We start from the raw sequence: 25,711 nt of genomic DNA, 5'->3' as shown, positions 1-25,711 counted from the left end.
ACCGGAGGGGAATAAGTGAAGAGTAATTATTCGGTTGCCAGCCAGCTTAACGGGATTGCAGCGTACATCGCGGCACAGGTCACCAGGTGAGATTTCCAGGTTTTTTCGTTAGGTGCATGCGCTTCAGGTTCTTTACCCGGGCCAAAGCCGATCACCGGAATGCCGTGACGACCCATGATAGATACGCCGTTAGTTGAGAAGGTCCACTTATCAACAACCGGCGCTTTGCCAAACAGCCCTTCGTAGGCGTTCACCAGGGCTTTAACAGTGAAGTGATCTTCTTCCACTTTCCAGGTCGGGAAGTAGCATTCGGTTGGGTAAACCAGGCCAGTCCAGGAAGGACGGTCGTAGTTGTACATAGAAACAACCGCGTTAGCTTTCTGTACCGCAGGCAGGGCGCGGATTTCGTCCAGCGCGCCTTCCCAGGTTTCGCCCCAGGTCAGACGACGGTCAATTGAAACTGCGCAGCTGTCTGCTACAGCGCAACGGCTTGGAGATGTGAAGAAGATTTCAGAAACGGTGAGGGTGCCTTTGCCGAGGAATTCGTCATAGCCCAGGCGCTGGGAGAGTTCCTGCAATTCGCCAAGAATCGGACCCATTTTGAAAATGGCGTTATCACCGCGTTCTGGCGCAGAGCCGTGGCAGCTAACGCCCTGAACATCAATGCGAATTTCCATACGACCGCGTTGACCACGATATACCTGGCAGTCGGTTGGTTCGGTACTGACCACAAATTCCGGGCGAATGCCAGATTGTTCAATAATGTACTGCCAGCACAGACCGTCGCAGTCTTCTTCCTGCACAGTGCCGGTGACCAGCAGGGTGTATTCATCTTCCAGACCGAGGTCTTTAATGATTTTACCGGCATAAACCATAGAGGCCATGCCGCCTTCCTGGTCGGAAGTACCGCGGCCACCGATCAGTTCATCAGTTTCCATGCCTTCGTACGGATCGAAGTCCCAGTTTTTGATGTTGCCAATGCCGACGGTATCAATATGAGCGTCCATTGCCACCAGACGCGGGCCGTGGCCGATATAACCGAGAACGTTGCCCATCGGGTCGATTTCAACTTTATCGAAGCCGACTTTTTCCATCTCTTCTTTAATACGATGTACTACGCGTTTTTCATCGCAGCTTTCACTGGGAATAGCAACCATATCGCGCAGAAAGCGAGTCATGTCTGCCTGGTAATCTTTTGCTTTTTCAAGAATCAGTTTGAATGGAATATTCTTAGCCATTATTTTTCTCCAGATTTTTTACTCCCCGTTTTGCGGGGAGCAGTTCCAATAGGGTGATTAAGGTGCTACAGAGTGTTTGCCTTCCCAGACAACTTCGCGGTAGTGCTTCACGTCGGTGTCGCCTTCAGTGCTGATAACCAGCACCACTGCATCTTTGTTCAGCGCCAGTTTTTCCATCAGGCTTTGACGTTGCGGGTGATAATGAACCGCCGCGAGAACGCCTAAACCGACAGCGCCGGATTCACCGGAGATGATGCGCGGGTCGTTGCCGTACGGATTACCCAGCACGCGCATACCTAATGCGGCAACGCTGTCCTGGCAGGAGATGAATTGGGTGGCGCAGTTACGTAGGATTTCCCAGCCCAGTGGGTTAGGTTCGCCGCAAGCCAGGCCCGCCATGATAGTGGCCATATCGCCGCCAACGTTGACGATGTCGCCTTTGACACCAGAACGATAGATACAGTCAGCTTTGTCAGGTTCAACAATAATGCTGTGCAGATTTTGCGGGCTGTAGACGTCGACCAGATAACCCAGTACGCCGCCGGCCATCGCGCCGACACCGGCTTGCAGCAGAACGTGAGTTGGGGTTACGCCCATTTCACGCATTTGCTCGACGGCTTCATCTGCCAGAGTGGCATAGCCCTGCATAATCCAGGTTGGGATTTTGGTGTAGCCTTCCCAGGCGGTATCTTGCACCACTTCCCAGCCGTGTTGCTGCGCGTGTTGCATGGTCAGGCGAACGGTATCGTCATAGTTCATATCAGTGACGATGCACTCGGCTCCGAGGTTCAGAATGGCGTCAACGCGTTCCTGAGCGGAACCTTTCGGCATGTAAATTACCGCGTTCTGACCGAGTTGCTGTGCTGCCCAGGCAACACCGCGCCCGTGGTTGCCGTCGGTCGTTGTAGCAAATGTCATTTTTTCGCCGATGGCATTTTTCAGATGCTCGAATGACAGTGTTTCGATATCAAGATGATATTTTTCGCACAACAACTGAGCGATGGCATATGCGCCGCCGAGCATTTTGAATGCGTTCAGACCGAATCGTTTTGATTCGTCCTTAACGAGAATTTTTTTCACCCCAAAAAGGTTTGCGAGATCGTCCAGCGCGCAAAGTGGTGTTGGGCGATAGCCAGCAATTTTCTGGTGGAACTGGCGCGCCAGTTTTGCCTGGCTTTGCGAAAAGAGCGGTGATGTTTCGCCGTTGAAAAATTTGTTATCGGCGATATCAATCTTCAATGAGAAAACGGACATATCCTATCCTTTTGGCCTCTGGAAATAGAGAGCCGACCTGTCGATCGGCCCGAGGGGGTTATTTCACGCGTTCTTGCGCTTCTTTCAGCAGTTGTTCGAGCAGTGCGCCTGGTTTGGAATATTTACGGGAAAGGATCATTGCTGCGATGATGTATGGCTTCCAGCTGGCTTCTTTGTAGGTCGCGATACGGTATTTTTCGAATACGCCTTCAGTGACTTCACCTTCTTTGCAGGATACGCCACTGATATCTGCTGGCAGGCAGTGCATGTACAGGGCTTCGCCATCACGGGTCAGTTCCATCATCTCTTCAGTGCAATGCCAGTCTTTGTGTTGCGCGTTCTGTGCCAGACACTGTTTTTCCAGTGCTTTTAAGCCTTCGTGATCGTTCGCACGCAGCAGTTCAGTACGCTCTTCCATCACTTTGTAAGGTGCCCATGACTTCGGATAAACGATGTCTGCGTCTTTGAAGGCTTCTTCCATGCTGGTGACCTGACGGAAGCTACCGCCAGAGGCTTTAGCATTATTTTTAGCTACTTCAACTACATCTGGGATCAAATCGTAGCCTTCCGGATGGGCCAGGGTGACATCCATACCGAAGCGGGTCATCAGGCCGATAATGCCTTGCGGTACAGAGAGCGGTTTGCCGTAGCTTGGGGAGTATGCCCAGGTCATGGCGATTTTTTTACCTTTCAGGTTTTCGAGCGAACCAAAGTGTTCACGCAACCATGCCAGGTCAGCCATTGACTGAGTCGGATGGTCGATATCGCATTGCAGGTTCACTAAAGCCGGACGCTGTGGAAGCACGCCCTGCTTGTAGCCGTCATCAAGCGCAGCGCCAACTTCACGCATATAGGCGTTACCTGCGCCCAGATACATATCGTCACGAATACCAATAGCGTCGGCGCAGAAGGAGATCATATTGGCGGTTTCACGTACGGTTTCGCCGTGAGCGATTTGTGATTTGCCTTCGTCGAGATCTTGCTGTGCAAGGCCGAGCAGGTTAAGCGCGGAAGCATAAGAGAAGCGGGTACGGGTGGAGTTGTCGCGGAATACGGAAATACCTAATCCACTATTAAAGACTTTGGTTGAGATGTTTTCAGCACGCAGTGCTTTTAATGCTGCGGCAACGTCCAGTACTTGTTTCAGTTCATCAGGCGTCTGTTCCCACGTTAACAAAAAATCTTTCTCGTGAAGGTGAGAGGTCAGCGAATTGATATCCTTAATCAGCTCATTAACAGTTTTCATCATAAAGTCCCGGTAGTGGAATGACAGGCAAAGTGGTTTATTTCACTGTGACTTGCCAAAGTGATTGGTGTTTTCACAGCTATACCAGGGACTAACAATAAGTGTGCCAGAATTATCCACGCGGCTATAAAAGACTAATTTGACGGGTAATGTGTGGTGTAGATCACAAATTGATGCCAGCTTCCGGTTGTGTGTAAAATACGAAAACGTTTGGCTTTTTTTATTGCGTTGTTTATTTGCTGCTAAGTATCAGAAATAAGATAAAGGGGCAGGCTATCCCTCGTCAGTTTGATAAACTCACCGCTGTAATTCTCATATTGATATAGAAATGTGATATCTCTTCCATAATTTCATTAGAAAGTGATAAAAACCTTATGTTTTTATCAAAGCCAATTTCGCCTGAGTTAATATCATGATGATCTGTGAACCATCAACGTCTTCAATGATCGACTTTTAAGTAAGTCTGGAAGGTAAAGCTATGGAGCTTGCTACTACGCAGTCAGTATTGATGCAAATTCAACCGACAATTCAGCGTTTTGCCAGAATGCTTGCCAGCGTTTTGCAGCTTGAGGTTGAGATCGTTGATGAAAACTTGTGTCGCGTCGCCGGAACGGGTGCGTATGGGAAGTTTCTTGGCCGCCAGTTGAGCGGCAACTCACGCCTGCTCCGCCACGTCCTGGAAACGAAAACTGAAAAAGTTGTGACACAGTCTCGCTTCGATCCCCTTTGCGAAGGTTGCGATAATAAAGATAATTGTCGCGAAAAAGCATTTCTGGGTACGCCTGTCATTTTACAGGATCGTTGTGTTGGGGTGATAAGTTTGATTGCAGTTACCCACGAGCAACAAGAACATATCAGTGATAATTTACGCGAGTTTTCTGATTACGTTCGCCATATATCCACCATTTTTGTTTCGAAACTTTTGGAGGATCAGGGGCCAGGAGATAACATCAGTAAAATATTCGCGACCATGATCGATAATATGGATCAGGGCGTTTTAGTTGTTGATGACGAAAATCGGGTTCAGTTTGTTAATCAGACTGCCTTAAAAACACTCGGTGTTGTGCAAAATAATATTATTGGGAAACCTATCCGTTTCAGACCATTAACATTTGAGAGTAATTTTACCCATGGACATATGCAGCATATTGTTTCGTGGGACGATAAAAGTGAATTAATCATTGGTCAATTGCATAACATTCAGGGCAGACAATTATTTTTAATGGCGTTTCACCAATCGCATACCAGTTTTTCTGTAGCAAATGCACCTGATGAACCGCATATTGAACAATTGGTTGGCGAGTGCCGTGTTATGCGGCAATTAAAACGACTCATTAGCCGTATTGCGCCCAGCCCATCCAGCGTTATGGTGGTTGGTGAAAGCGGCACGGGTAAAGAAGTCGTCGCGCGTGCAATCCATAAGTTGAGTGGAAGACGAAATAAACCCTTTATTGCTATCAACTGTGCCGCGATTCCTGAACAACTTCTGGAGAGCGAACTATTCGGTTATGTTAAAGGCGCATTTACTGGCGCTTCAGCCAACGGTAAAACAGGGTTGATTCAGGCGGCGAATACGGGCACGCTGTTTCTCGATGAAATTGGTGATATGCCATTAATGTTGCAGGCTAAATTACTGCGCGCTATTGAGGCGCGTGAAATACTGCCGATTGGTGCCAGTAGCCCAATTCAGGTCGACATCCGCATCATTTCTGCAACTAACCAGAATTTGGCCCAGTTCATTGCCGAAGGTAAATTCCGCGAAGATCTCTTCTACCGACTTAATGTTATCCCGATCACTCTTCCACCGCTGCGTGAACGTCAGGAAGATATTGAACTGCTGGTACATTACTTTTTACATCTGCATACCCGTCGTCTGGGATCGGTTTATCCGGGTATTGCTCCCGATGTCGTCGAGATATTGCGTAAGCATCGTTGGCCCGGAAACCTGCGCGAGTTAAGCAATTTAATGGAATATCTGGTTAACGTTGTTCCTTCAGGTGAAGTTATCGACAGCACGCTATTGCCGCCAAATTTGCTGAATAATGGCACAACGGAGCAAAGTGATGTAACAGAGGTCAGCGAGGCGCACTTGGCACTCGATGATGCGGGCGGCACGGCGCTGGAGGAGATGGAAAAGCAAATGATCCGCGAGGCGCTTTCACGTCATAACAGCAAGAAGCAAGTTGCTGATGAACTGGGTATCGGCATTGCTACGCTCTATCGCAAGATAAAGAAATATGAGTTGTTAAACGCATAACCTCAGTAAATCCGGCCTGAGTTCAGGCCGGATATCCTTTTACTTCGTTTTCTCGCAATCCAGAACTGTATTTACAATCATCTGATACCCCGTGCAGCGACAAAGATTTCCCGCCAGGCCGCGACGAATCTCCGTAATAGTTAATGGCTTCTCGCGTGGTTTCGCCAGCATTGCCGTGGTAGCCATAATCAGGCCAGGCGTACAAAACCCGCACTGCACCGCGCCGGATTTCGCATAAGCTTGCTGGACATGAGAAAGTTTTCCGCCTTTCGCTTCACCTTCCAGCGTGCGGATTTCTTTGCCTTCAGCCCAGGCGGCAAGGTATAAGCAACTGTCTATCGCAGTACCGTCGACCAGCACCGTACAGGCACCACATTCACCCACGCAGCAACCTTGCTTGACGCTTAGCAGTCCTTGTTCGCGGAGTAATTCCGAGAGCGGCGTGCCTGGCGCGGCGTGAAGCTGAAAAGGTATCCCGTTAATGGTGCATTCGATGGTAATTGTTTCGCTGTGATTCATTGCAATTTTCCCCCCGCCGCGGCGACGGCTTCGCTAATCACTTTTTTGGTCATCGTCTGGATGAGATGCAGACGAAACTCTTTGCTGGCCCGCCATGAAGAACGCGGGGCGACATCCTGCAGGACTGATTCGCTGATGGCTTCCAGCGTTTGCAGGTTTAATGGCGCATTTTGTGCAGTTTGTTCGGCATGTTGGCAGCGAATCGGCGTTGGCGCGGCAACGCCAAATGCCAGGCGTAATTCGCTGAAATTGCCGTTATCCAGTCGGCAATGTGCGGCACAGCCAATCGTTGAAATATCCATCGCATCGCGCATGGCATATTTAAAATGGGCGCTGCCTGCGTGTTCTTTCGGCTGGGGCGGAAAATGAAAGGCGACAAGGATTTCGTCATGCTCAAGGGACACTTTGCCCGGTCCGGTGTGGAAGCCATTAATCGGGACGAAACGAACACCGCGCGGGGAGTGGATCTCCAGCTTCGCATCATAAATTAGCGTTGGCGTGGCAGAATCCGCGCTGGTGGCTCCGTTGCAAATATTTCCTCCGTAGGTCGCGACGTTACGGATCTGCGGCCCGGCAATGGATGATGCCGCAGCACATAATGCCGGGAGATGACGTTGAGTTACAGGATCTTCAATGAGCTGGGTAAATGTCGTTGCTGAGCCGATGCGTAGCGAACCATCTTCCGCTAGCGTAATTCCACGAAGCTCCGCCAGATTGTGGATATCAACAATATGGCGATAACGGTCATTGTGATGGTGGAGCTGAATCAGTACGTCAGTGCCACCGGCGAGCAGTTTGGCCTGCGGGTTGTCAGCCAGCAGGTTGATGGCATCGGCAAGGGTTGCTGCGCGATGGTAAGAAGCAAAATCAAACATGATGTTATCCTCAAATCAATCCTGCCAGATGGAACTCTTCATATAACCGTTTTGGCGTCAGCGGCAGTGTATTGATTGCAACACCGGTAGCCATCTTCACCGCGTTACGAATAGCAGCGGCAACAGGAATTATTGGTGGCTCACCCAGTGACTTATGTCCGTATGCGGATTGCGGCTCATTGATTTCGACGAACGCGCTTTCCAGTTGTGGCAGATCTGGCATGGTCGGCATTTTGTAATCCAGCAGATTGGGGTTACGTACCACGCCGCTTTTCGCATCGATGATCATCTCTTCAAATAGCGCCCAGCCAATGCCCATCCCCATTCCGCCGTGTACCTGACCTTCTGCCAGCAACGGATTAAGAATATGACCCGAATCATGAACGTTGAGGATGCGGTTGATGGTGACTTTGCACAGCGCAATATCGACAGTCAGATCAACAAAGGTACAGCCAAACGCCGGTGGGTTAGTGGTGGTTTTGATGGAGCTTTCGGCAGAGAGCTGCCCGCCGCGTTCAGGGTGGTAGAAGGCGTCCATCGCCAGATCTTTTAACGACAATAACGATTCCTCCGGTCGTTCAACCAGCGCGATATGGCCTTTTATTAGGGTCAGATTCATTGCTGACTGATGTAGCATGACAGCGGCGTGAGCGATGATTTTCTCTTTTAATAACAGTGCCGCACTGCGCAACGCAGGCGCGGCAACATAGCTCTGGCGTGAAGCAAATGCGCCGGGATCGAACGGCGTAACGTCGGTATCTTGTGTTGAAATAACGCGAACGTCGCTGACCGGAACCCCTACGGTTTCTGCCACCATTTGCGAGAACACGGTGTCGGCACCCTGGCCGATTTCCGTCGCGCCGCTTTGCACATTGATGGTTCCATCCTGATTCATCAGAAGGCGCGCGCCGGCTATTTCTACGCCGACAGGCCAGGTGTTAGAGGTGTAGCTAAAACAGGCGACGCCAACGCCCCGGCGTAAATTGCCTTGCTGGTTCTGGCATTCTGCACGGCGTTTTTCCCATTCAAAGATTTTCCGGCCTTTTTCAAGACACTCCGGTAACCCTGCGCTGTAAATACGTTTGCCCGTGAGCGGATTAGCATCTCCTTCGCGGGCGGCGTTGCGTAAACGAATTTCAATAGGATCAATATTTAACGCTGTCGCGGCGTCATCAAGCATTGACTCAACGGCAAATACGACTTGTGGCGCGCCATAACCGCGCATCGCTCCAGCCGAGGGGAGGTTGGTATAAAAGGTCTTTGAACTGTAAGCGTAGGCACAACGAGGATAAAGGTAAGCGACTTTATTCCCGCCCGCAGAAGCGATGGAGTGCCCGTGAGATGCATAAGCGCCTGTGTTAGACAGAACATCCAGACTATAGCCTTTCAACGTTCCGTCTCGGTTTACGCCCATTTGCCCGTCAATAGTAAAAGCGTGGCGGGTACGGGTTGCGAGGAAACACTCTTCACGGCTAAGGGAAACTTTCACCGGAATGCCGCCGAGCTTGCTGGTCAGAAAAGCCGCCATGGGCTCTTCCAGCACATCCTGTTTATTACCAAAACCGCCACCGACAAACGGTTTGATGACTCGTACGCATGACCAGGGAATACCCAGCGCCTGACCAACCACGCGGCGAACAATGTGCGGGATCTGGGTGCTGGAAACGATGGTAATTCGTGAATCATCTTCCATCCATGCCAGAGAGGTCACGCTTTCCATATGACAATGTTGAATGACCGGCGTCTGATAGTGCCCCTGGACCTGGTGATCGGCGGCATCAATTGTTTGTTGGACATTGCCCGTCGACATCGTGCTTTGTTTAAGTAAATTACCGCCGTTATGGATTGGTGCTGCATCTTCTGCCAACGCCGCTTCTGGTGTGGTGATAACAGGTAATTCTTGCCACTCAATGCTGACCAATTGCGCCGCTTTTTCTGCAGTAAGTTCATCGCGGGCAACGACGATGGCAACGGCGTCACCATGATGACGAACATGGCGAGTTAGTAGTGCGCGATCAGCGGTATCGCGCTTATTTTCGTCAAGTGTCCAGGCATGCCCCGCTGTAGCGAATGGGATATCAGGCACATCTTCCCAGGTAAAAATTGCCAGTACGCCTGGTAAACTTCTGGCTTGTTCATCATTAATACTTACGGCATAACCATGTGCGATAGGGCTACGTACATATTTCGCGTAACACATGCCCGCCATAACATAATCGTCAGTATATCGTGCCCGCCCAGTGACCTTAGCAATGGCATCGACGCGCATGCATGATTCACCCGTAGCGGTTGCTTCCCGCGCTTCCATAGAAATCCCCTCGATTTGAACATTTGGTTCTTATGGCAAAGATTTAGTCTAAGCAGGCAAGATTTACGCCAGAAACGACGATAAACGTTAGGGGAGGAAGGAAGTGTGATGACGTTAAAAAAATACAGATACGATACGAAACAGGACTTTAAATAGGGACAGTGATACGTATCAATATGAGTGGCGATAAAATCAATGTGATAAATTAGGATTATTACGCATCAGGATGGGAAATAGGGTAAAAGAGTCAGGAACTTCGATACCTCTACAGCGAATATTTTGCTTATGATACTTCCCTTTGCCAAATGAAATTAATCTCTTTCTCAATTATCTCGTTTTTCCAGAAGCAAGAGATTGGGTATCAAGTGGCTGGCTGCTATGATATGGCGTCTTGTTTTTTAAGCGAGGAAAGATTTTGAGTGCGGGACGCCTGAATAAAAAATCTCTGGGTATCGTGATGTTGTTATCGGTTGGACTGCTTTTGGCGGGCTGTTCGGGTAGCAAATCATCCGATACAGGAACGTATTCCGGCTCCGTTTACACCGTGAAACGGGGGGATACGCTATATCGTATTTCGCGCACCACGGGAACCAGCGTAAAAGAACTTGCGCGACTGAACGGCATTTCACCCCCTTACACCATTGAAGTTGGTCAGAAACTAAAACTGGGTGGGGCGAAAAATAGCAGTAGTACACGTAAAGCAACCGCCAAATCAACGACCAAAACCGCATCGGTTACACCGTCATCAGCGGTACCGAAATCTTCCTGGCCGCCAGTAGGGCAACGTTGTTGGTTATGGCCAACGACAGGGAAAGTTATCATGCCGTATTCGACAGCTGATGGCGGCAATAAAGGGATTGATATCTCTGCTCCACGGGGTACACCTATTTACGCCGCGGGTGCAGGAAAGGTGGTGTATGTGGGCAACCAGCTGCGTGGCTACGGTAATCTCATCATGATTAAACACAGTGAAGATTACATTACGGCTTACGCCCATAATGACACGATGCTGGTAAATAATGGGCAAAGCGTGAAGGCTGGGCAAAAAATCGCCACTATGGGGAGCACTGATGCGGCATCTGTTCGCTTGCATTTCCAGATTCGTTACCGTGCTACGGCAATTGATCCGCTGCGTTACTTGCCGCCTCAGGGCAGCAAGCCAAAATGCTGATGGCGAATTAATCAGCAGTCAGCAGCGCGGCACTTGCTAAGAAGAGCGTAAGGTTTATAATGCCTTACGCATCTCGAAGCGGGCGTAGTTCAATGGTAGAACGAGAGCTTCCCAAGCTCTATACGAGGGTTCGATTCCCTTCGCCCGCTCCAATTTATCTTCACCTCACCAACCTGCCATTTTTGTTGTATCTGATTATCTATATTATCTTAATTCAATCGCTTCAGACTTTTCGCAATCGCCGTAATACTTCCCCATTTTTTTGTAAATAAAAGCGTTTACGCAATGCAATCCATTTGTAACAACCCAGGTAAAATACCTTATTTTCAAGTTGTTAAATAAGTGGTTATCTACGCTTTTAACAAACGATAGATGGAATATTTTATGAAAGGGAAATCTGCATTAACTCTTCTGCTCGCTGGTATATTTTCGTGCGGCACATGCCAGGCGACAGGGGCAGAAGTGACGAGTGAATCTGTATTTAACATTCTTAATTCCACGGGGGCAGCAACAGATAAAAGTTATTTATCGTTAAATCCAGATAAGTATCCTAATTATCGTCTTCTGATTCACTCAGCCAAATTACAAAATGAAATAAAGAGCCACTATACCAAAGACGAAATTCAAGGATTGCTAACATTAACAGAAAACACACGAAAGTTAACGTTGACGGAGAAACCCTGGGGAACGTTTATTCTTGCTTCTACTTTCGAAGATGACAAAACAGCGGCAGAAACCCACTATGATGCTGTCTGGCTGAGGGATAGTTTATGGGGCTATATGGCATTAGTATCAGATCAGGAAAATAGGGTAGCTGCAAAAAAGATTCTGCTCACCCTGTGGGATTATATGTCTACGCCCGACCAGATTAAGCGGATGCAGGACGTCATTAGCAACCCAAAACGACTGGATGGAATTCCCGGGCAAATGAATGCTGTGCATATCCGATTTGACAGCAACTCCCCCGTGATGGCAGATGTGCAGGAAGAAGGCAAGCCGCAGCTGTGGAACCATAAACAAAATGATGCGTTAGGTCTTTATCTTGATCTCCTTATACAAGCAATCAATACTGGTACTATTAACGCTGAAGATTGGCAAAAAGGTGACCGATTAAAATCGGTTGCGCTGCTGATTGCTTATCTGGATAAAGCCAATTTCTATGTTATGGAAGATTCCGGAGCTAGACTGGCCCCCTGAATCTCCAGACAACCAGTATCACTTAAATAAGTGATAGTCTTAATACTAGTTTTTAGACTAGTCATTGGAGAACAGATGATTGATGTCTTAGGGCCGGAGAAACGCAGACGGCGTACCACACAGGAAAAGATCGCAATTGTTCAGCAGAGCTTTGAACCGGGGATGACGGTCTCCCTCGTTGCCCGGCAACATGGTGTAGCAGCCAGCCAGTTATTTCTCTGGCGTAAGCAATACCAGGAAGGAAGTCTTACTGCTGTCGCCGCCGGAGAACAGGTTGTTCCTGCCTCTGAACTTGCTGCCGCCATGAAGCAGATTAAAGAACTCCAGCGCCTGCTCGGCAAGAAAACGATGGAAAATGAACTCCTCAAAGAAGCCGTTGAATATGGACGGGCAAAAAAGTGGATAGCGCACGCGCCCTTATTGCCCGGGGATGGGGAGTAAGCTTAGTCAGCCGTTGTCTCCGGGTGTCGCGTGCGCAGTTGCACGTCATTCTCAGACGAACCGATGACTGGATGGATGGCCGCCGCAGTCGTCACACTGATGATACGGATGTGCTTCTCCGTATACACCATGTTATCGGAGAGCTGCCCACGTATGGTTATCGTCGGGTATGGGCGCTGCTTCGCAGACAGGCAGAACTTGATGGTATGCCTGCGATCAATGCCAAACGTGTTTACCGGATCATGCGCCAGAATGCGCTGTTGCTTGAGCGAAAACCTGCTGTACCGCCATCGAAACGGGCACATACAGGCAGAGTGGCCGTGAAAGAAAGCAATCAGCGATGGTGCTCTGACGGGTTCGAGTTCTGCTGTGATAACGGAGAGAGACTGCGTGTCACGTTCGCGCTGGACTGCTGTGATCGTGAGGCACTGCACTGGGCGGTGACTACTGGCGGCTTCAACAGTGAAACAGTACAGGACGTCATGCTGGGAGCGGTGGAACGCCGCTTCGGCAACGATCTTCCGTCGTCTCCAGTGGAGTGGCTGACGGATAATGGTTCATGCTACCGGGCTAATGAAACACGCCAGTTCGCCCGGATGTTGGGACTTGAACCGAAGAACACGGCGGTGCGGAGTCCGGAGAGTAACGGAATAGCAGAGAGCTTCGTGAAAACGATAAAGCGTGACTACATCAGTATCATGCCCAAACCAGACGGGTTAACGGCAGCAAAGAACCTTGCAGAGGCGTTCGAGCATTATAACGAATGGCATCCGCATAGTGCGCTGGGTTATCGCTCGCCACGGGAATATCTGCGGCAGCGGGCTTGTAATGGGTTAAGTGATAACAGATGTCTGGAAATATAGGGGCAAATCCAGGAGCGTGGGAGGAAGATGCCCGATTAAACACATCTTCCGTTGCACTGGTGACCTCTGGACTGGAACGTTTATCAAACCTACTCTCGAAGAAAGACTCTGTTTTTATCTCTGATTTACTACGCGAAGCTAAAGCCAATGAACTGGATGAACCACTTTCAACAACGAGGTTGAACCACCTCATAGATAAAGGTTATGAAAGAATAACGCTACAGCTTGATTTAGGGGGAGAATCTCCTGGTTATCTGGAAAAAGATAAACATTACAGAGAAGCTGATGCGGCCTTACTTAATGTTATTTATCCTGCAAATCTTTCAAAGATAAATACCAGAAGAAAAGAGCAAGTTTTAAAAATAGTTAAAAAACTAGCAGGTCCGTATGGTATAAAAAGATACGAGAAGGATAATTATCAGTCGGCAAATTTTTGGTTCAATGATATTAAAACTGATACTGATGAAAATTCACATGCGAAAAGAGAAAAGAGCTTCATTCCATCAACAGAAGCAGAATGGTTTTTTGACTCATGGTATGCAAAATCAGCAGCAATTGTTTATAAAGAATCAAGAAAAGAAGAATATTTGAATGACTCAGTGCAATTTATGAATAGATCATTGGCCCAAATAACAGGCGAGAATATGATTGGTGCAAATGGCAGGAGCGTACCTGAAATGGCACTTCCCGAAAGCTATAACTATATCCACAAGTCAGGAACTTTGCATGAAGCGCCAAGCCCTATCATTCCGCTAAACTGGTCGAAAGCCTCAATGACTCTTATGTTGAAAGAAATGTCCAACCTTATCAATGATGAGGGAATTAAATAGTTTTCATAATGAGGCGGTCCTGGATTAAAAGGACCGCTCAAAGAGAAATCGAAAGGGGAGGTAAAAGTGATCAATAAATTACTGTTAGCTTACCTGATAGGTCTGGTTGTGACATCGACTTTAATATTTATCTTCTCGGAAGAAAAAGTAACATATCGGTTGTTTGCTGCAATAATTACAGGTTTAACCTGGCCGCTTAGTCTCATTCCTTCCATTATAAGTCTCATGATTCGTAAATCCGACTAACAAGAAAATTATATGATCGATTAAGAAAAATAGAATCGAACAGGAGAATAAAATATATGCGGGGAGTAACAAAACACTCGCAGTGCGTTAATGTGTAACTAACAAATATGATTTGTATTGAAAATAGTCACCAAACAAGTGTTATAAGAAATACGGGGTATGTTTAAGTAAAACATATCAACAGTTGCAATTCTGTATATGGACAGGATGACTTACTACTGTAAGTGGCTGATAGCTATTCGCTCATAACAAAATGATTATTTTATAAATAGGAATCATCACTTTTTAATCATGTTTTTATTGTAAGTTTATGGAGAATGAGAATATGGAATAAGGAGATGAAACATGATTGAAGAAGGGCTGTTACTTCCAATGAATGTTTTGCTTCAAGGACAGAAGTTAACCCTACTGGACCCTGAAATGTGGTTCTTACGGGGAAATGAAAACAAGGATGTAACCCTTGTTATTACGATTGGTAATAACCATCAAAAATTAATGGTAGTGGAAGACATATTACTGCTCATTGACCGAAGCCAAATTGAGGTAACTGCAGGGAAAGTAATTTATCATCCACTTCGCATTGATATCCTGAGTAAATTATTAGCTTTTATAGATGAATCAACGGGGAGTGTGGAAAGGGAACACCATGACTTGTTTGCTGATGCCTTGCCCTTTGCATCAGAAGTTGTGCTATTCAGTAAAGTTGCAAGTGAAGCCTGGTTTTTAGCCACTTATCTGAGCAGCGATAATATTAATGAAATTCTGTTTCAGCATCTAAGAAAAACAGAATGCTATAAACTGGTTCGCTATTTATTATCGCAATCGCTCATACAGACTTCACTCTATGATCTTGGTGAGCTTTACGGCGTATCGTATTCACATTTTCGCCGTTTATGTAGTTATGCATTGGGTGGTAAAGTTAAAACGGAATTATGTGGCTGGAGAGTTGCCAGAGCCGTGTTGGAAATCATTGAAGGAAACAGTGATATGACAACTATTGCGCATAAATATGGCTACTCATCCTCATCACACTTTTCAGCCGAAGTAAAAAGCCGGTTAGGAAAAACACCGAGAGAACTATGTAAAAAGTTATGAAAATAAAATTACGTATTACTATTATATTAATTTCAGTCTTATGCATTTTTAATGGATTATTGACTCCTGGTGCATATGCCGCAGCAGCGAATGGATACGTAGCAAATAAAGAAAATCTACGTAGTTTTTTTGAAACGGTTTCATCATATGCGGGTAAGCCTACAATAGTAAGTAAGCTTGCCATGAAGAAACAGATCAGCGGAAATTTTGATTTAACCGAACCCTATGCCTTGATTGAACGCCTGTCGGCGCAGATGGGACTTATTTGGTACGATGATGGCAAAGCTATTTATATCTATGACTCATCAGAGATGCGTAATGCGCTGATTAATCTGAGAAAGGTATCGACGAATGAGTTTAATAATTTTTTAAAAAAATCGGGTCTGTATAACTCTCGTTATGAAATTAAAGGGGGCGGCAATGGTACTTTCTATGTATCGGGGCCACCGGTTTATGTTGACCTGGTCGTTAATGCTGCAAAATTAATGGAGCAAAACAGTGATGGCATTGAGATCGGACGCAATAAAGTAGGTATTATTCACCTGGTTAACACATTCGTTAATGACCGGACTTATGAATTACGTGGCGAAAAGATAGTTATTCCTGGCATGGCAAAAGTACTATCGACGTTGTTAAATAATAACATTAAGCAAAGCACTGGGGTTAACGTACTTTCTGAAATTTCAAGTCGTCAACAACTAAAAAACGTATCACGTATGCCTCCTTTTCCTGGTGCTGAAGAAGATGATGACCTACAAGTAGAGAAAATAATATCGACAGCTGGAGCGCCAGAGACTGACGATATACAAATTATTGCATATCCTGATACCAACAGTTTACTTGTTAAAGGAACAGTATCTCAGGTTGATTTTATCGAGAAGTTAGTGGCTACGCTCGATATTCCAAAGCGACATATTGAATTATCTTTATGGATAATAGATATTGATAAGACTGATCTAGAACAGTTAGGAGCTGACTGGTCGGGCACGATAAAAATTGGATCCAGCCTAAGTGCATCATTTAATAATTCAGGTTCAATTAGTACCCTGGATGGGACACAGTTTATTGCAACAATACAGGCACTTGCGCAAAAAAGAAGAGCCGCCGTTGTTGCTCGTCCTGTCGTTTTAACACAGGAGAATATTCCTGCTATATTTGATAATAACCGTACTTTCTATACTAAATTAGTCGGCGAGCGTACTGCGGAGTTGGATGAAGTAACCTATGGTACGATGATTAGCGTGCTACCACGATTTGCTTCGCGAAATCAAATTGAATTACTCTTGAATATTGAAGATGGCAATGAAATCAATTCCGACAAGACCAATGTTGATGATCTGCCTCAGGTTGGTAGAACGCTTATAAGTACTATTGCGCGCGTGCCTCAAGGGAAAAGTCTTTTGATTGGTGGATATACACGAGATACGAATACCTATGAAAGTCGCAAGATCCCAATATTAGGCAGTATTCCATTTATTGGTAAATTATTTGGATATGAAGGAACAAATGCGAATAACATCGTTCGTGTCTTTCTTATTGAGCCAAGAGAGATCGATGAGCGCATGATGAATAATGCGAATGAGGCTGCGGTTGACGCCAGAGCAATAACACAGCAAATGGCAAAAAATAAAGAAATCAACGATGAATTACTGCAGAAATGGATAAAAACTTACTTGAATCGTGAAGTCGTCGGAGGATAGTGAAATGGCGATTCATGTAGAGCATGTCGGTGTATTAGAAAGAGCCAGAGAAGTTTCTCGCTTAGAGGACATTATCACAGAAGATAATGAAGATATTGAAGCTGAAATGCCTAAAATGGGAGATGATCCCGCCGGTAAAGAAGCTCGATTCTTACAAGCTACTGACGAGATGTCAGCAGCGTTAACGCAGTTTATGAAGAAAAAAATCTACGAAGAACAACTGGCCAACTTTCTGGACGGAGAAGAATATGTCCTGGAAGATCAGCCAATAGAAAAAACCGATAAAGTCATGGAGGCGCTTAAGGCAGCAACTACCCATGACTATGAAGTGTATAGCTTTGCTAAAAAATTATTTCCAGATGAAAGCGATCTGGTGGTTGTATTACGTGCAATTTTACGTAAAAAACAAATATCTGAAAATGTGCGGCTAAACGCTGAAGCATTACTTAGAAAAGTTAATCAAGAGACTACTAAAAAATTCATTAATAGTGGCATTAACTCGGCATTAAAAGCAAAGTTATTTGGCCAGGCGTTGTCATTAAATCCAAAATTACTAAGGGCAAGTTATCGACAATTTTTAATGGCAGAAGACGATGCTGTAGATACTTATGTAGAATGGATTGGTAGTTATGGCTATCAAAATAGAATGCTAGTGACAAAATTTATCAAAGAGACGCTTTTCTCAGATATAAATGCACTTGATGCGAGTTGTTCATCATTGGAATTTGGTATGTTTCTCAATAAGTTGTCACAACTATTGTCTCTTCAGTCGGCAGAGGCTTTATTTCTGAAAACTTTAATGAATAACCCAATAATTAAAAAATTTATTAGCGCAGAAGATTACTGGATATTTTTTCTGATATCGTTAATAAAATTTCCTGAGACTGCAGAGGAACTCCTGAAAAATGCACTGGTAACCCTACCCGCAGATGCTAATTATAAAGACAAAACGTTACTCCTGAAGGCGATTTACAGCGGATGTACAAATCTTCCATTTTCACTTTTTATTAATAATGAACAATTATTAGAGATTAGGGAGTGTTGTAAACAGGCAATAAAAGTAACATTTGCAGTAGAGCTCTTTGATACACAAAACAGTAATAAAAAACAAAATAAAAAATCATGGAAGAAGGTAATGTTCAATGTTTAACAAAGTTTTGATAGGGTTAAGGAGTCATCCAGAATTAATAATTCTTGGATTAATGGTGATGATTATCGCCATGCTCATAATTCCATTGCCCACTTACTTAATCGATTTTTTGATTGGGCTGAACTTAACATTGGCAATACTTGTGTTTTTAGGATCATTCTATGTTGATAGGATCTTAAGTTTTTCTTCATTCCCATCAATTCTCCTCATCACAACGTTATTTCGTTTGGCGCTGGCGATCAGTACCAGTCGACTTATACTTCTTGAGGCGGACGCCGGAGAAATTATAACGAGTTTTGGTGAATTCGTTATTGGAGATAGCCTGGTAGTTGGTTTTGTTATTTTCTCCATTGTTACTATTGTTCAGTTTATCGTGATTACTAAAGGTTCGGAACGTGTGGCTGAAGTTGCTGCCCGCTTTTCGCTTGACGGTATGCCAGGTAAACAAATGAGTATTGACGCCGATCTACGCGCCGGGATCATTGATGCAGATTTAGCAAAAGAACGTCGTAGCGTATTAGAACGAGAGAGTCAGCTGTATGGTTCCTTTGATGGTGCGATGAAATTTATCAAAGGTGATGCTATTGCAAACATCATTATTATCTTTGTTAATATTATCGGTGGGCTATCAGTAGGAGTAGGCCAAAATGGAATGGATTTCTCGACAGCGTTGACCGTCTACACAATTCTTACCGTCGGTGATGGTCTTGTTTCTCAAATTCCAGCTTTATTAATTGCTATTAGCGCAGGGTTTATCGTAACGCGCGTGAATGGCGATAGTGATAATATGGGGCAAAATATAATGTCCCAGTTATTAAGTAATTCTTTTGTCATTATTGTGACATGTGTCCTCGCGCTAAGTATTGGGTTGCTTCCAGGTTTTCCCCTTCTTGTGTTTTTATGTTTGGCAGTAATCTTAGGAATTTATTTTTACTTTAAATTCAAAAAGAAAGGGGTTGAAGAAACGGTTGTTGAGGGAGATATCACCGTTGGGTTGGAACCCTATAATCAGGATGATGATATTTCATTAGGTATTATTAATAAACTTGATCAGGTTATTACCGAAACGGTACCCTTGGTTTTGATTATGAATAGTGCACAGGCTAAAAAATACACTGAAATCAATCTTGCTGATAGGATTCGTAGTCAGTTTTTTATTGAGTATGGTATCCGTATTCCCGGTATTGTCATTCGCGAGGGAGAAGGCCTTAATGATGAAGATGTCATATTAATGCTAAATGAAGTCAGAGCCTCGCAATTTAAAATTTATCATGATCTTGTCTTGTTGGTTGAATATTCAGATGAAGTGGTTTCGACTTTGATCAAGAAACCTGTCATCGTAAATAGTAATGGTGAACAATATTATTGGGTTACAAAAAGTGATGCCCAAAAATTAACAAAAATTGGCTGTTATACTCGCACGGCCATGGATGAAATGTACAATCATTTATCTGTATGTCTGGCTCATAATATTAATGAGTATTTTGGTATACAAGAAACCAAATATATTCTTGATCAATTAGAGATGAAGTATCCTGATCTATTAAAAGAAATATTAAGATATATAACCGTGCAGCGCATTTCAGAGGTAATTCAGCGTCTGATCCAGGAGCGAATTTCAGTGCGCAATATGCGTTTAGTTATGGAGGCTTTAGCATTATGGAGCCCACGAGAGAAAGATATAATTACACTCGTTGAGCATGTACGAGGTGCATTAGGTCGCTACATTTGCCATAAGTTTTCATATTCTGGAGAAATTAAAGCAATTGTGATTTCGCCTGAAATAGAGGACAGAATCAGAGATGGTGTCAGGCCTACCGCTGGCGGTACTTTTCTTAATCTCGATGCATCCGAAGCTGAGATGATTCTGGATAATTTTAAACTGGCACTTTCTGGAATCAATATTCCTATTAAAGACATTATTTTACTGGGATCTGTGGATATTCGTCGTTTTATCAAAAAACTTATTGAATCTAGTTATCGAGACCTCGAAGTACTTTCGTACGGGGAACTAACGGAAAATGTTCCCGTTAATATTCTGAAAACTATTTAGGATAATGTCTTGCGATATGGAGCATGCTGGTATGAAAAAATTAAAACTATTAAATAAATACAGCTACTTACATAGCATAAACGGCTCGCTGATTGAAGCAGAGCTTGACGACGTTTCAGTGGGCGAAGTATGCGAAATTTATGCGAGCTGGCAAGCAATTGAACGTATAGCCAGGGCTCAGGTCGTTGGCTTTCGCAATGGAAAGACATTATTAAACCTTATAGGCAGCTCTGTGGGGCTTACACGTACTGCAGTATTGAAACCAACGGGAGAGCAGTTAACCATACAGATCAGTGATGCCTTTCTTGGTTCAGTTTTGAATGCTTCTGGTCAAATTATGGAAAGGTTTGTCCCGGTCACTCCAGGGGATAGGGGAAATTTACGCCTGATTGATGAACTGCCACCGTCGTATCAGGAACGTCGAGTTATTAATACACCACTAGAGACACGGATAAGAGTCATTGATGGCGTACTGACATGTGGCATTGGTCAACGTGTTGGGATTTTCGCATCGGCTGGCTGTGGCAAAACGGTTTTAATGCATATGCTTGTAAACAACACTGAAGCTGATGTGTTTGTTATTGGCTTGATTGGCGAACGTGGAAGGGAAGTTACGGAATGCGCGGAATCGCTGAAAAAATCAGTAAATGCAGCAAAATGTGTTTTGGTTTATGCCACCTCTGATTTTTCGTCAGTAGATCGGTGTAATGCCGCCCTGATGGCGACAACCGTGGCAGAGTATTTTAGAGATCGAGGAAAGAGAGTTGTACTTTTTATCGACTCAATGACGCGCTATGCACGAGCACTACGCGATATGAAGCTGGCAGCGGGTGAACCACCTGCCAGACGTGGTTATCCTGCTTCTGTTTTTGACAGCTTACCTCGCTTACTGGAGAGGCCGGGACCAACACTAAAAGGAAGTATTACTGCCTTTTATACCGTATTACTGGAGGGGGAGGATGAATCAGACCCACTGGGGGATGAAATTCGCTCAATCCTTGATGGCCATATCTATCTAAGTCGCAAACTCGCTGGGCAAGGTCATTATCCGGCAATAGATGTTCTAAAAAGTGTGAGTCGAGTATTTGGTCAGGTCACTGATGAAAAACACAGAGATAATGCTGCACGGGTAAGGAAGATCCTCACCACTTTGGAAGATCTACAGGTGTTTATTGATTTAGGGGAATATCGCGCTGGGCAAAATGCTGAAAATGATTTTGCTATGAATGCCCGGCCTAAACTCACAAATTGGTTAAAACAGTCAGTTAATGAAAAAATGCCAATGAGTGAAACGCTAAAAGAGCTTGAACGAATTGTTAAGTAAAGTTAATCGACTTATCAGAAGAACAGCGCAGAGCCTGGCTGCATGTGAAGCATCATTACAAAAGTTAAATGCAGAAAAAGAAAAGTTAGTCGAAAAGGAACGCCTGTATGATATGCAACTTAAAAACCTACAGTCACTGTTAGATATGAAGGAGTTACTCGGCGAAGTAGTATTTCGCCAGGATATATTTTACTCGTTACGTAAAGTTGCAGTCATTCAGCAGCAGATCGCTGAGATAAATCTTGAAAAGCAAAAAATAGCAGAACGGCGAAAAATACTTAACAAGGAAATAGTTCAACAGCAAGCACAAAGAAAACACTGGTGGCTAAAAGGAGAAAAGTACGATCTACTAAAGAAGCGCATCAAAAAACAACTTTTAAATCAGATGCTTTATCAAGACGAGCTTGAACAGGAGGAGAAATATAATGGACGAAGTCAAGAAAATTGAACATTATAAAAATTTAAACACAGACACATCCGAGAATTCTGCTGCGTATTTAGACAGTTTCGTAAAGAAAAACAAAAAAAATAAAGAAATGAGTGAGATTGTTGCTGGATCCATTCTCCAGTTATTACGTCAGGCTCAGGATAGCCAATTCCCTACGTTTGGGAAAAAGAATGGGCAAATGAAGTCTATTGATAACAAATCGTCTCTCCAGGTTGACAGGAATTCATCTTTTTCTTTGCAAACAAATGGAATAGAGCAACTTTCTACAAAGAAAGTCCTCAATATGACTTCACGAGATCAGGGTCTTAATTCTGAACTATCTGATAAAACGATACAATTTAAGGGGGGAATCCATAATGGTATCCATACAGAAAAAATCACGGTTCAAAACCACAGTAATAATAAAGAGCGTGAAAAAAAATATCGCGATGGAGACAAAAAAAATGGAGAGCAGGCCCATTTATTAGATATTACTAACGAAAGAAGGTTTGCTGATAACAAAACCATGTTTACTCAACATATCGAAAAGCAAAGGAATGTTCATACGCTCAATCAGAATGATATAAATAATTCTGTTAATAGTGCCAATGTACCCGAAAATGAATTGACATATCAGTTTCAGCGTTGGGGACAGAATCATACAGTTCGGATTCTGGAAAGTAGTGAAGGGATACGACTAAAACCATCAGACACGATTGTCTCCGACAGACTCCATGAAGCCCAACACAATGATGTTACAGCACAACGTTGGGTATTGACTGAGCAAGATGAACGACAAGGGCAACGACATCAGCCTCATGATGAGCAAGAAAATGAAGGTAAATTCGAAAACGATCAGAAGGACGAAAGTTAATGTTCGGTCTGAGAAAAGTAAATGGAAACACTCATTCCTTTGAAACCACTTTTCAAAACTGGAAAGAAAATGGTGAAGATGTTGCGTTATTAATGCCCGAATTTAGCGCCAAATGGCTACCGATAGCAGAAGAGAGCGGCAGCTGGTCTGGATGGGTGTTACTTCGAGAAATATTTCCCTTAATTTCTGCCGAGCTCGCTGGGATGGCTTTAATGCCAGAAACGGAAAGGTTAATAGTGGAATGGCTCAGTTTATCTAGTACCCCGTTAAATCTAAAGTATCCTGAACTAAAATATAATCGTTTGTGTGTAGGTAAAGTATTTGATGGAGTATTGAGTCCAGCTCAACCACTAATAAGAATATGGACAGGGGAATTAAATGTTTGGTTAGATAAAGTCACGGTCTGCCAATACGAAAACGCTCTAACGCTAGACAAAAAAACATTATATTGGCCCATTCATTTTGTAATTGGATTTAGTAAAATATGTTACAGAACCATTGTTGATATTGAAGTTGGTGATGTTTTATTAATTTCAGATAATTTTGCTTATGCGGTTATTTATAATACAAAGATTTGTGATCTGATTTATCCAGAGGAGTTAAAAATGGCTGATCATTTTGAGTACGAGGAAGATTTTGAAACAGATGACTTTGATATCAAAAAAAGCGAAATCGAGATTAATGATGAAAATGACTATCAGCAGATTAATAGTTTTGAAGACTTGCCTGTAAAAATTGAGTTTGTTCTTGGAAAGAAAATAATGAATCTATATGAAATAGACGATCTCTGTGCAAAAAGAATTATATCTTTGCTTCCTGAAGCTGAGAAAAATATAGAGATACGTGTAAATGGCGCGCTAACTGGCTATGGCGAACTTGTTGAAGTGGATGATAAATTGGGCGTAGAAATTCATTCTTGGTTATCAGGGAATAATAATGTCAAATAGTATTTCGCTGATAGCGATATTATCATTATTTACACTATTGCCGTTTATAATAGCATCCGGAACATGTTTTATTAAATTCTCGATTGTTTTTGTTATTGTCCGAAACGCACTGGGACTTCAGCAAGTGCCATCAAATATGACACTTAATGGAGTAGCTTTGCTATTGTCAATGTTCGTAATGATGCCGGTTGGGAAGGAAATATATAATAACAGTCAGAATGAGAATCTTTCATTCAATAATGTAGCGTCGGTTGTTAATTTTGTTGAGACAGGCATGAGTGGTTATAAATCATATTTGATAAAATATTCTGAACCGGAGTTGGTTAGCTTTTTTGAAAAGATTCAGAAGGTGAATAGTTCTGAAGACAATGAAGAGATAATCGATGATGAGAATATTTCAATTTTCTCGTTACTCCCGGCATATGCGTTAAGTGAGATAAAAAGTGCATTTATTATAGGTTTCTATATCTATTTACCCTTTGTTGTAGTTGATCTGGTTATATCCAGCGTTCTGTTAACGTTAGGTATGATGATGATGAGTCCGGTAACCATATCTACACCGATAAAATTAATTCTGTTTGTCGCGATGGACGGTTGGACAATGTTATCGAAAGGACTCATTTTACAATATTTTGACCTATCCATTAATCCCTGAGGAAAAAATATGGACGACATTGTTTTTGCGGGGAATAGGGCGCTGTATCTGATTTTAGTTATGTCTGCAGGACCTATTGCAGTTGCGACATTTGTTGGTTTATTGGTAGGGCTTTTTCAAACGGTAACACAGTTGCAAGAACAGACTTTGCCATTTGGCGTCAAATTATTGTGCGTAAGTATTTGCTTTTTTTTAATGAGCGGATGGTATGGTGAAAAATTATATTCGTTTGGTATCGAAATGCTTAATTTAGCATTCGCGAGAGGATAGCATGGGGGAGGCGATACTCTATCAGTTGCATAGTCTGCTGGCTGCTACAGCGCTCGGTTTTTGCCGATTGGCACCAACTTTCTATTTGTTACCATTTTTCGCCAGCGGGAATATACCAACAGTAGTCCGTCATCCAATAATAATAGTGGTATCATGTGCATTAGTTCAGCATTACCACTATGAATTATCTACCCTAAATGAAATAGATATCGCTTTGTTTGCTGCCAGAGAAATTATCATAGGGTTGTTTATTGCTTGCTTATTAGCATCCCCATTTTGGATTTTCCTTGCTATAGGCAGCTTTATCGATAACCAACGTGGTGCAACGTTAAGTAGTACTTTGGATCCGGCTACAGGTGTCGATACATCGGAATTAGCAAGATTATTTAACCTTTTCTCTGCAGCAGTTTATCTTACTAACGGTGGATTGAACTTTATTCTGGAGACTCTATGGCAAAGTTATAACTTATGGCCTTCAGGAAATTTTAATTTTCCTAAATTAGAGCCTTTATTCTCATATATTAATAATATAATGACTCATACTATCGTTTACGCAAGCCCCGTGATTGCGGTTATGCTGGGCGGTGAAGCTGTCCTGGGATTGCTGGCACGCTATGCTTCACAACTAAATGCTTTTGCCATCTCACTGACTGTCAAAAGTGCGCTGGCATTTTTAATATTAATTATTTATTTTGGCCCAATACTGGCTGAACGAGTTATGCCGTTATCCTTCTTCCCAGAACAATTGCAATTATACATTGATAAATAGAG

The 25,711-nt window shown here is 43.9% G+C and carries 21 protein-coding genes, 1 tRNA gene and 3 pseudogenes; 19 read left to right on the top strand and 6 right to left on the bottom strand.

Annotated features, from left to right (window positions below):
* Positions 1 to 26 precede the first annotated feature (26 nt).
* The 3 genes from QUE74_RS18760 to ygeW are packed head-to-tail and all read right to left on the bottom strand — an operon-like array spanning position 27 to position 3,738.
* The gene (locus QUE74_RS18760; protein ID WP_001107125.1) at positions 27 to 1,238 is read right to left on the bottom strand and encodes a YgeY family selenium metabolism-linked hydrolase; all 1,212 of its coding nucleotides are present in this window, start codon (positions 1,236 to 1,238) and stop codon (positions 27 to 29) included.
* A 57-nt stretch (positions 1,239 to 1,295) separates the two neighbouring features.
* The gene (gene dpaL, locus QUE74_RS18755) at positions 1,296 to 2,492 is read right to left on the bottom strand and encodes a diaminopropionate ammonia-lyase (RefSeq protein ID WP_000110494.1); all 1,197 of its coding nucleotides are present in this window, start codon (positions 2,490 to 2,492) and stop codon (positions 1,296 to 1,298) included.
* Between the two features lie 58 nt (positions 2,493 to 2,550).
* Complete coding sequence (gene ygeW, locus QUE74_RS18750; protein WP_001360948.1) at positions 2,551 to 3,738, bottom strand: knotted carbamoyltransferase YgeW; 1,188 nt, start codon at positions 3,736 to 3,738, stop codon at positions 2,551 to 2,553.
* 478 nt (positions 3,739 to 4,216) lie between these two features.
* Here ygeW and QUE74_RS18745 point away from each other — a divergent pair, with 478 nt between their 5' ends.
* Positions 4,217 to 5,995: a sigma-54 interaction domain-containing protein gene (locus QUE74_RS18745; RefSeq protein ID WP_000417775.1), complete on the top strand. Its 1,779-nt coding sequence runs from the start codon at positions 4,217 to 4,219 to the stop codon at positions 5,993 to 5,995.
* A gap of 39 nt (positions 5,996 to 6,034) precedes the next feature.
* Here QUE74_RS18745 and xdhC read toward each other — a convergent pair whose 3' ends face one another.
* From xdhC to xdhA, 3 genes are read right to left on the bottom strand one after another with little or no spacing between them, the layout of a single operon-like run.
* Positions 6,035 to 6,514 carry a xanthine dehydrogenase iron sulfur-binding subunit XdhC gene (xdhC, locus tag QUE74_RS18740; protein WP_001016587.1) on the bottom strand — a complete coding sequence of 160 codons (480 nt, stop codon included), beginning with the start codon at positions 6,512 to 6,514 and terminating at the stop codon, positions 6,035 to 6,037.
* Positions 6,511 to 7,389, bottom strand: coding sequence for a xanthine dehydrogenase FAD-binding subunit XdhB (gene xdhB / locus QUE74_RS18735; protein WP_000459188.1), 879 nt, complete (start codon positions 7,387 to 7,389; stop codon positions 6,511 to 6,513). The genes xdhC and xdhB overlap by 4 nt, the downstream gene beginning before the upstream one ends.
* 10 nt (positions 7,390 to 7,399) lie before the next feature.
* Entirely contained in the window at positions 7,400 to 9,697 is a 2,298-nt protein-coding gene (xdhA, locus tag QUE74_RS18730; protein WP_000388125.1) for a xanthine dehydrogenase molybdenum-binding subunit XdhA, read from the bottom strand.
* Between the two features lie 415 nt (positions 9,698 to 10,112).
* Between xdhA and actS the strand changes: the two genes are divergently transcribed.
* From actS to sctT, 18 genes and pseudogenes are all read left to right on the top strand, one after another.
* Positions 10,113 to 10,868 carry an amidase activator ActS gene (actS, locus tag QUE74_RS18725; protein WP_001354952.1) on the top strand — a complete coding sequence of 252 codons (756 nt, stop codon included), beginning with the start codon at positions 10,113 to 10,115 and terminating at the stop codon, positions 10,866 to 10,868.
* 78 nt (positions 10,869 to 10,946) lie between these two features.
* Positions 10,947 to 11,020 (top strand) — tRNA-Gly (locus tag QUE74_RS18720).
* A 232-nt stretch (positions 11,021 to 11,252) separates the two neighbouring features.
* Positions 11,253 to 12,065: a protein YgeQ gene (gene ygeQ / locus QUE74_RS18715; RefSeq protein WP_286331711.1), complete on the top strand. Its 813-nt coding sequence runs from the start codon at positions 11,253 to 11,255 to the stop codon at positions 12,063 to 12,065.
* Between the two features lie 75 nt (positions 12,066 to 12,140).
* A protein-coding gene (locus tag QUE74_RS18710) for an IS3-like element IS2 family transposase (protein WP_088895425.1) occupies positions 12,141 to 13,369 on the top strand; the annotation gives its coding sequence in 2 pieces (ribosomal slippage) (positions 12,141 to 12,456 and positions 12,456 to 13,369; 1,230 coding nt in all).
* Between the two features lie 11 nt (positions 13,370 to 13,380).
* Positions 13,381 to 14,199, top strand: a pseudogene (locus tag QUE74_RS18705) (hypothetical protein); the annotation flags it as partial.
* Positions 14,200 to 14,265: 66 nt separating this feature from the next.
* Positions 14,266 to 14,445 (top strand): GhoT/OrtT family toxin, encoded by a 180-nt coding sequence (locus QUE74_RS18700; RefSeq protein WP_001301699.1) that lies wholly within the window; start codon positions 14,266 to 14,268, stop codon positions 14,443 to 14,445.
* A 345-nt stretch (positions 14,446 to 14,790) separates the two neighbouring features.
* The gene (eivF, locus tag QUE74_RS18695; RefSeq protein WP_000568778.1) at positions 14,791 to 15,540 is read left to right on the top strand and encodes a type III secretion system transcriptional regulator EivF; all 750 of its coding nucleotides are present in this window, start codon (positions 14,791 to 14,793) and stop codon (positions 15,538 to 15,540) included.
* A complete protein-coding gene (sctC, locus tag QUE74_RS18690) occupies positions 15,537 to 17,240 on the top strand; it encodes a type III secretion system outer membrane ring subunit SctC (RefSeq protein ID WP_000694691.1) in 1,704 nt (567 codons plus the stop codon). Before eivF ends, sctC begins: the two co-directional genes overlap by 4 nt.
* A gap of 4 nt (positions 17,241 to 17,244) precedes the next feature.
* Complete coding sequence (locus QUE74_RS18685; protein WP_000974424.1) at positions 17,245 to 18,390, top strand: YopN/LcrE/InvE/MxiC type III secretion system gatekeeper; 1,146 nt, start codon at positions 17,245 to 17,247, stop codon at positions 18,388 to 18,390.
* Complete coding sequence (locus QUE74_RS18680) at positions 18,383 to 20,443, top strand: EscV/YscV/HrcV family type III secretion system export apparatus protein (RefSeq protein WP_000482500.1); 2,061 nt, start codon at positions 18,383 to 18,385, stop codon at positions 20,441 to 20,443. Before QUE74_RS18685 ends, QUE74_RS18680 begins: the two co-directional genes overlap by 8 nt.
* 31 nt (positions 20,444 to 20,474) lie before the next feature.
* Positions 20,475 to 21,767, top strand: coding sequence for a type III secretion system ATPase SctN (gene sctN, locus QUE74_RS18675; protein ID WP_000734306.1), 1,293 nt, complete (start codon positions 20,475 to 20,477; stop codon positions 21,765 to 21,767).
* Positions 21,757 to 22,215, top strand: a complete 459-nt coding sequence (locus QUE74_RS18670) for a SpaM family type III secretion system protein (protein ID WP_001354951.1) — start codon at positions 21,757 to 21,759, stop codon at positions 22,213 to 22,215. The genes sctN and QUE74_RS18670 overlap by 11 nt, the downstream gene beginning before the upstream one ends.
* Positions 22,193 to 22,423: pseudogene (locus QUE74_RS18665) on the top strand (SpaN/EivJ family type III secretion system needle length determinant); the annotation flags it as partial. The gene QUE74_RS18670 and the pseudogene QUE74_RS18665, both read left to right, overlap by 23 nt.
* Before the next feature lie 75 nt (positions 22,424 to 22,498).
* Complete coding sequence (locus tag QUE74_RS29485; RefSeq protein WP_001360946.1) at positions 22,499 to 23,068, top strand: SpaN/EivJ family type III secretion system needle length determinant; 570 nt, start codon at positions 22,499 to 22,501, stop codon at positions 23,066 to 23,068.
* Positions 23,028 to 24,015 (top strand): annotated as a pseudogene (locus QUE74_RS18655) (YscQ/HrcQ family type III secretion apparatus protein). Before QUE74_RS29485 ends, QUE74_RS18655 begins: the two are co-directional and overlap by 41 nt.
* The gene (locus tag QUE74_RS18650; protein ID WP_000071537.1) at positions 24,005 to 24,670 is read left to right on the top strand and encodes an EscR/YscR/HrcR family type III secretion system export apparatus protein; all 666 of its coding nucleotides are present in this window, start codon (positions 24,005 to 24,007) and stop codon (positions 24,668 to 24,670) included. Before QUE74_RS18655 ends, QUE74_RS18650 begins: the two are co-directional and overlap by 11 nt.
* A gap of 9 nt (positions 24,671 to 24,679) precedes the next feature.
* Positions 24,680 to 24,940 (top strand): EscS/YscS/HrcS family type III secretion system export apparatus protein, encoded by a 261-nt coding sequence (locus QUE74_RS18645; RefSeq protein ID WP_000341004.1) that lies wholly within the window; start codon positions 24,680 to 24,682, stop codon positions 24,938 to 24,940.
* Between the two features lies 1 nt (position 24,941).
* Positions 24,942 to 25,709: a type III secretion system export apparatus subunit SctT gene (sctT, locus tag QUE74_RS18640; RefSeq protein WP_000503296.1), complete on the top strand. Its 768-nt coding sequence runs from the start codon at positions 24,942 to 24,944 to the stop codon at positions 25,707 to 25,709.
* The last annotated feature ends 2 nt before the right edge of the window (positions 25,710 to 25,711 follow it).

It is taken from the genome of Escherichia sp. 10290 (assembly GCF_030295155.1).
GTDB lineage: Bacteria > Pseudomonadota > Gammaproteobacteria > Enterobacterales > Enterobacteriaceae > Escherichia > Escherichia coli_F.
Note: the sequence above shows the minus strand (reverse complement) of the source record. Positions and strands in the feature narration are given on the sequence as shown.

What these genes read in the sequence shown, in the direction of transcription:
- QUE74_RS18760 (WP_001107125.1), bottom strand. Translation starts at nt 1,238, where the DNA reads ATGGCTAAGAATATTCCATTCAAACTGATTCTTGAAAAAGCAAAAGAT.
- dpaL (WP_000110494.1), bottom strand. Translation starts at nt 2,492, where the DNA reads ATGTCCGTTTTCTCATTGAAGATTGATATCGCCGATAACAAATTTTTC.
- ygeW (WP_001360948.1), bottom strand. Translation starts at nt 3,738, where the DNA reads ATGAAAACTGTTAATGAGCTGATTAAGGATATCAATTCGCTGACCTCT.
- QUE74_RS18745 (WP_000417775.1), top strand. Translation starts at nt 4,217, where the DNA reads ATGGAGCTTGCTACTACGCAGTCAGTATTGATGCAAATTCAACCGACA.
- xdhC (WP_001016587.1), bottom strand. Translation starts at nt 6,514, where the DNA reads ATGAATCACAGCGAAACAATTACCATCGAATGCACCATTAACGGGATA.
- xdhB (WP_000459188.1), bottom strand. Translation starts at nt 7,389, where the DNA reads ATGTTTGATTTTGCTTCTTACCATCGCGCAGCAACCCTTGCCGATGCC.
- xdhA (WP_000388125.1), bottom strand. Translation starts at nt 9,697, where the DNA reads ATGGAAGCGCGGGAAGCAACCGCTACGGGTGAATCATGCATGCGCGTC.
- ygeQ (WP_286331711.1), top strand. Translation starts at nt 11,253, where the DNA reads ATGAAAGGGAAATCTGCATTAACTCTTCTGCTCGCTGGTATATTTTCG.
- eivF (WP_000568778.1), top strand. Translation starts at nt 14,791, where the DNA reads ATGATTGAAGAAGGGCTGTTACTTCCAATGAATGTTTTGCTTCAAGGA.
- sctC (WP_000694691.1), top strand. Translation starts at nt 15,537, where the DNA reads ATGAAAATAAAATTACGTATTACTATTATATTAATTTCAGTCTTATGC.
- QUE74_RS18685 (WP_000974424.1), top strand. Translation starts at nt 17,245, where the DNA reads ATGGCGATTCATGTAGAGCATGTCGGTGTATTAGAAAGAGCCAGAGAA.
- QUE74_RS18680 (WP_000482500.1), top strand. Translation starts at nt 18,383, where the DNA reads ATGTTTAACAAAGTTTTGATAGGGTTAAGGAGTCATCCAGAATTAATA.
- sctN (WP_000734306.1), top strand. Translation starts at nt 20,475, where the DNA reads ATGAAAAAATTAAAACTATTAAATAAATACAGCTACTTACATAGCATA.
- QUE74_RS29485 (WP_001360946.1), top strand. Translation starts at nt 22,499, where the DNA reads ATGACTTCACGAGATCAGGGTCTTAATTCTGAACTATCTGATAAAACG.
- QUE74_RS18650 (WP_000071537.1), top strand. Translation starts at nt 24,005, where the DNA reads ATGTCAAATAGTATTTCGCTGATAGCGATATTATCATTATTTACACTA.
- QUE74_RS18645 (WP_000341004.1), top strand. Translation starts at nt 24,680, where the DNA reads ATGGACGACATTGTTTTTGCGGGGAATAGGGCGCTGTATCTGATTTTA.
- sctT (WP_000503296.1), top strand. Translation starts at nt 24,942, where the DNA reads ATGGGGGAGGCGATACTCTATCAGTTGCATAGTCTGCTGGCTGCTACA.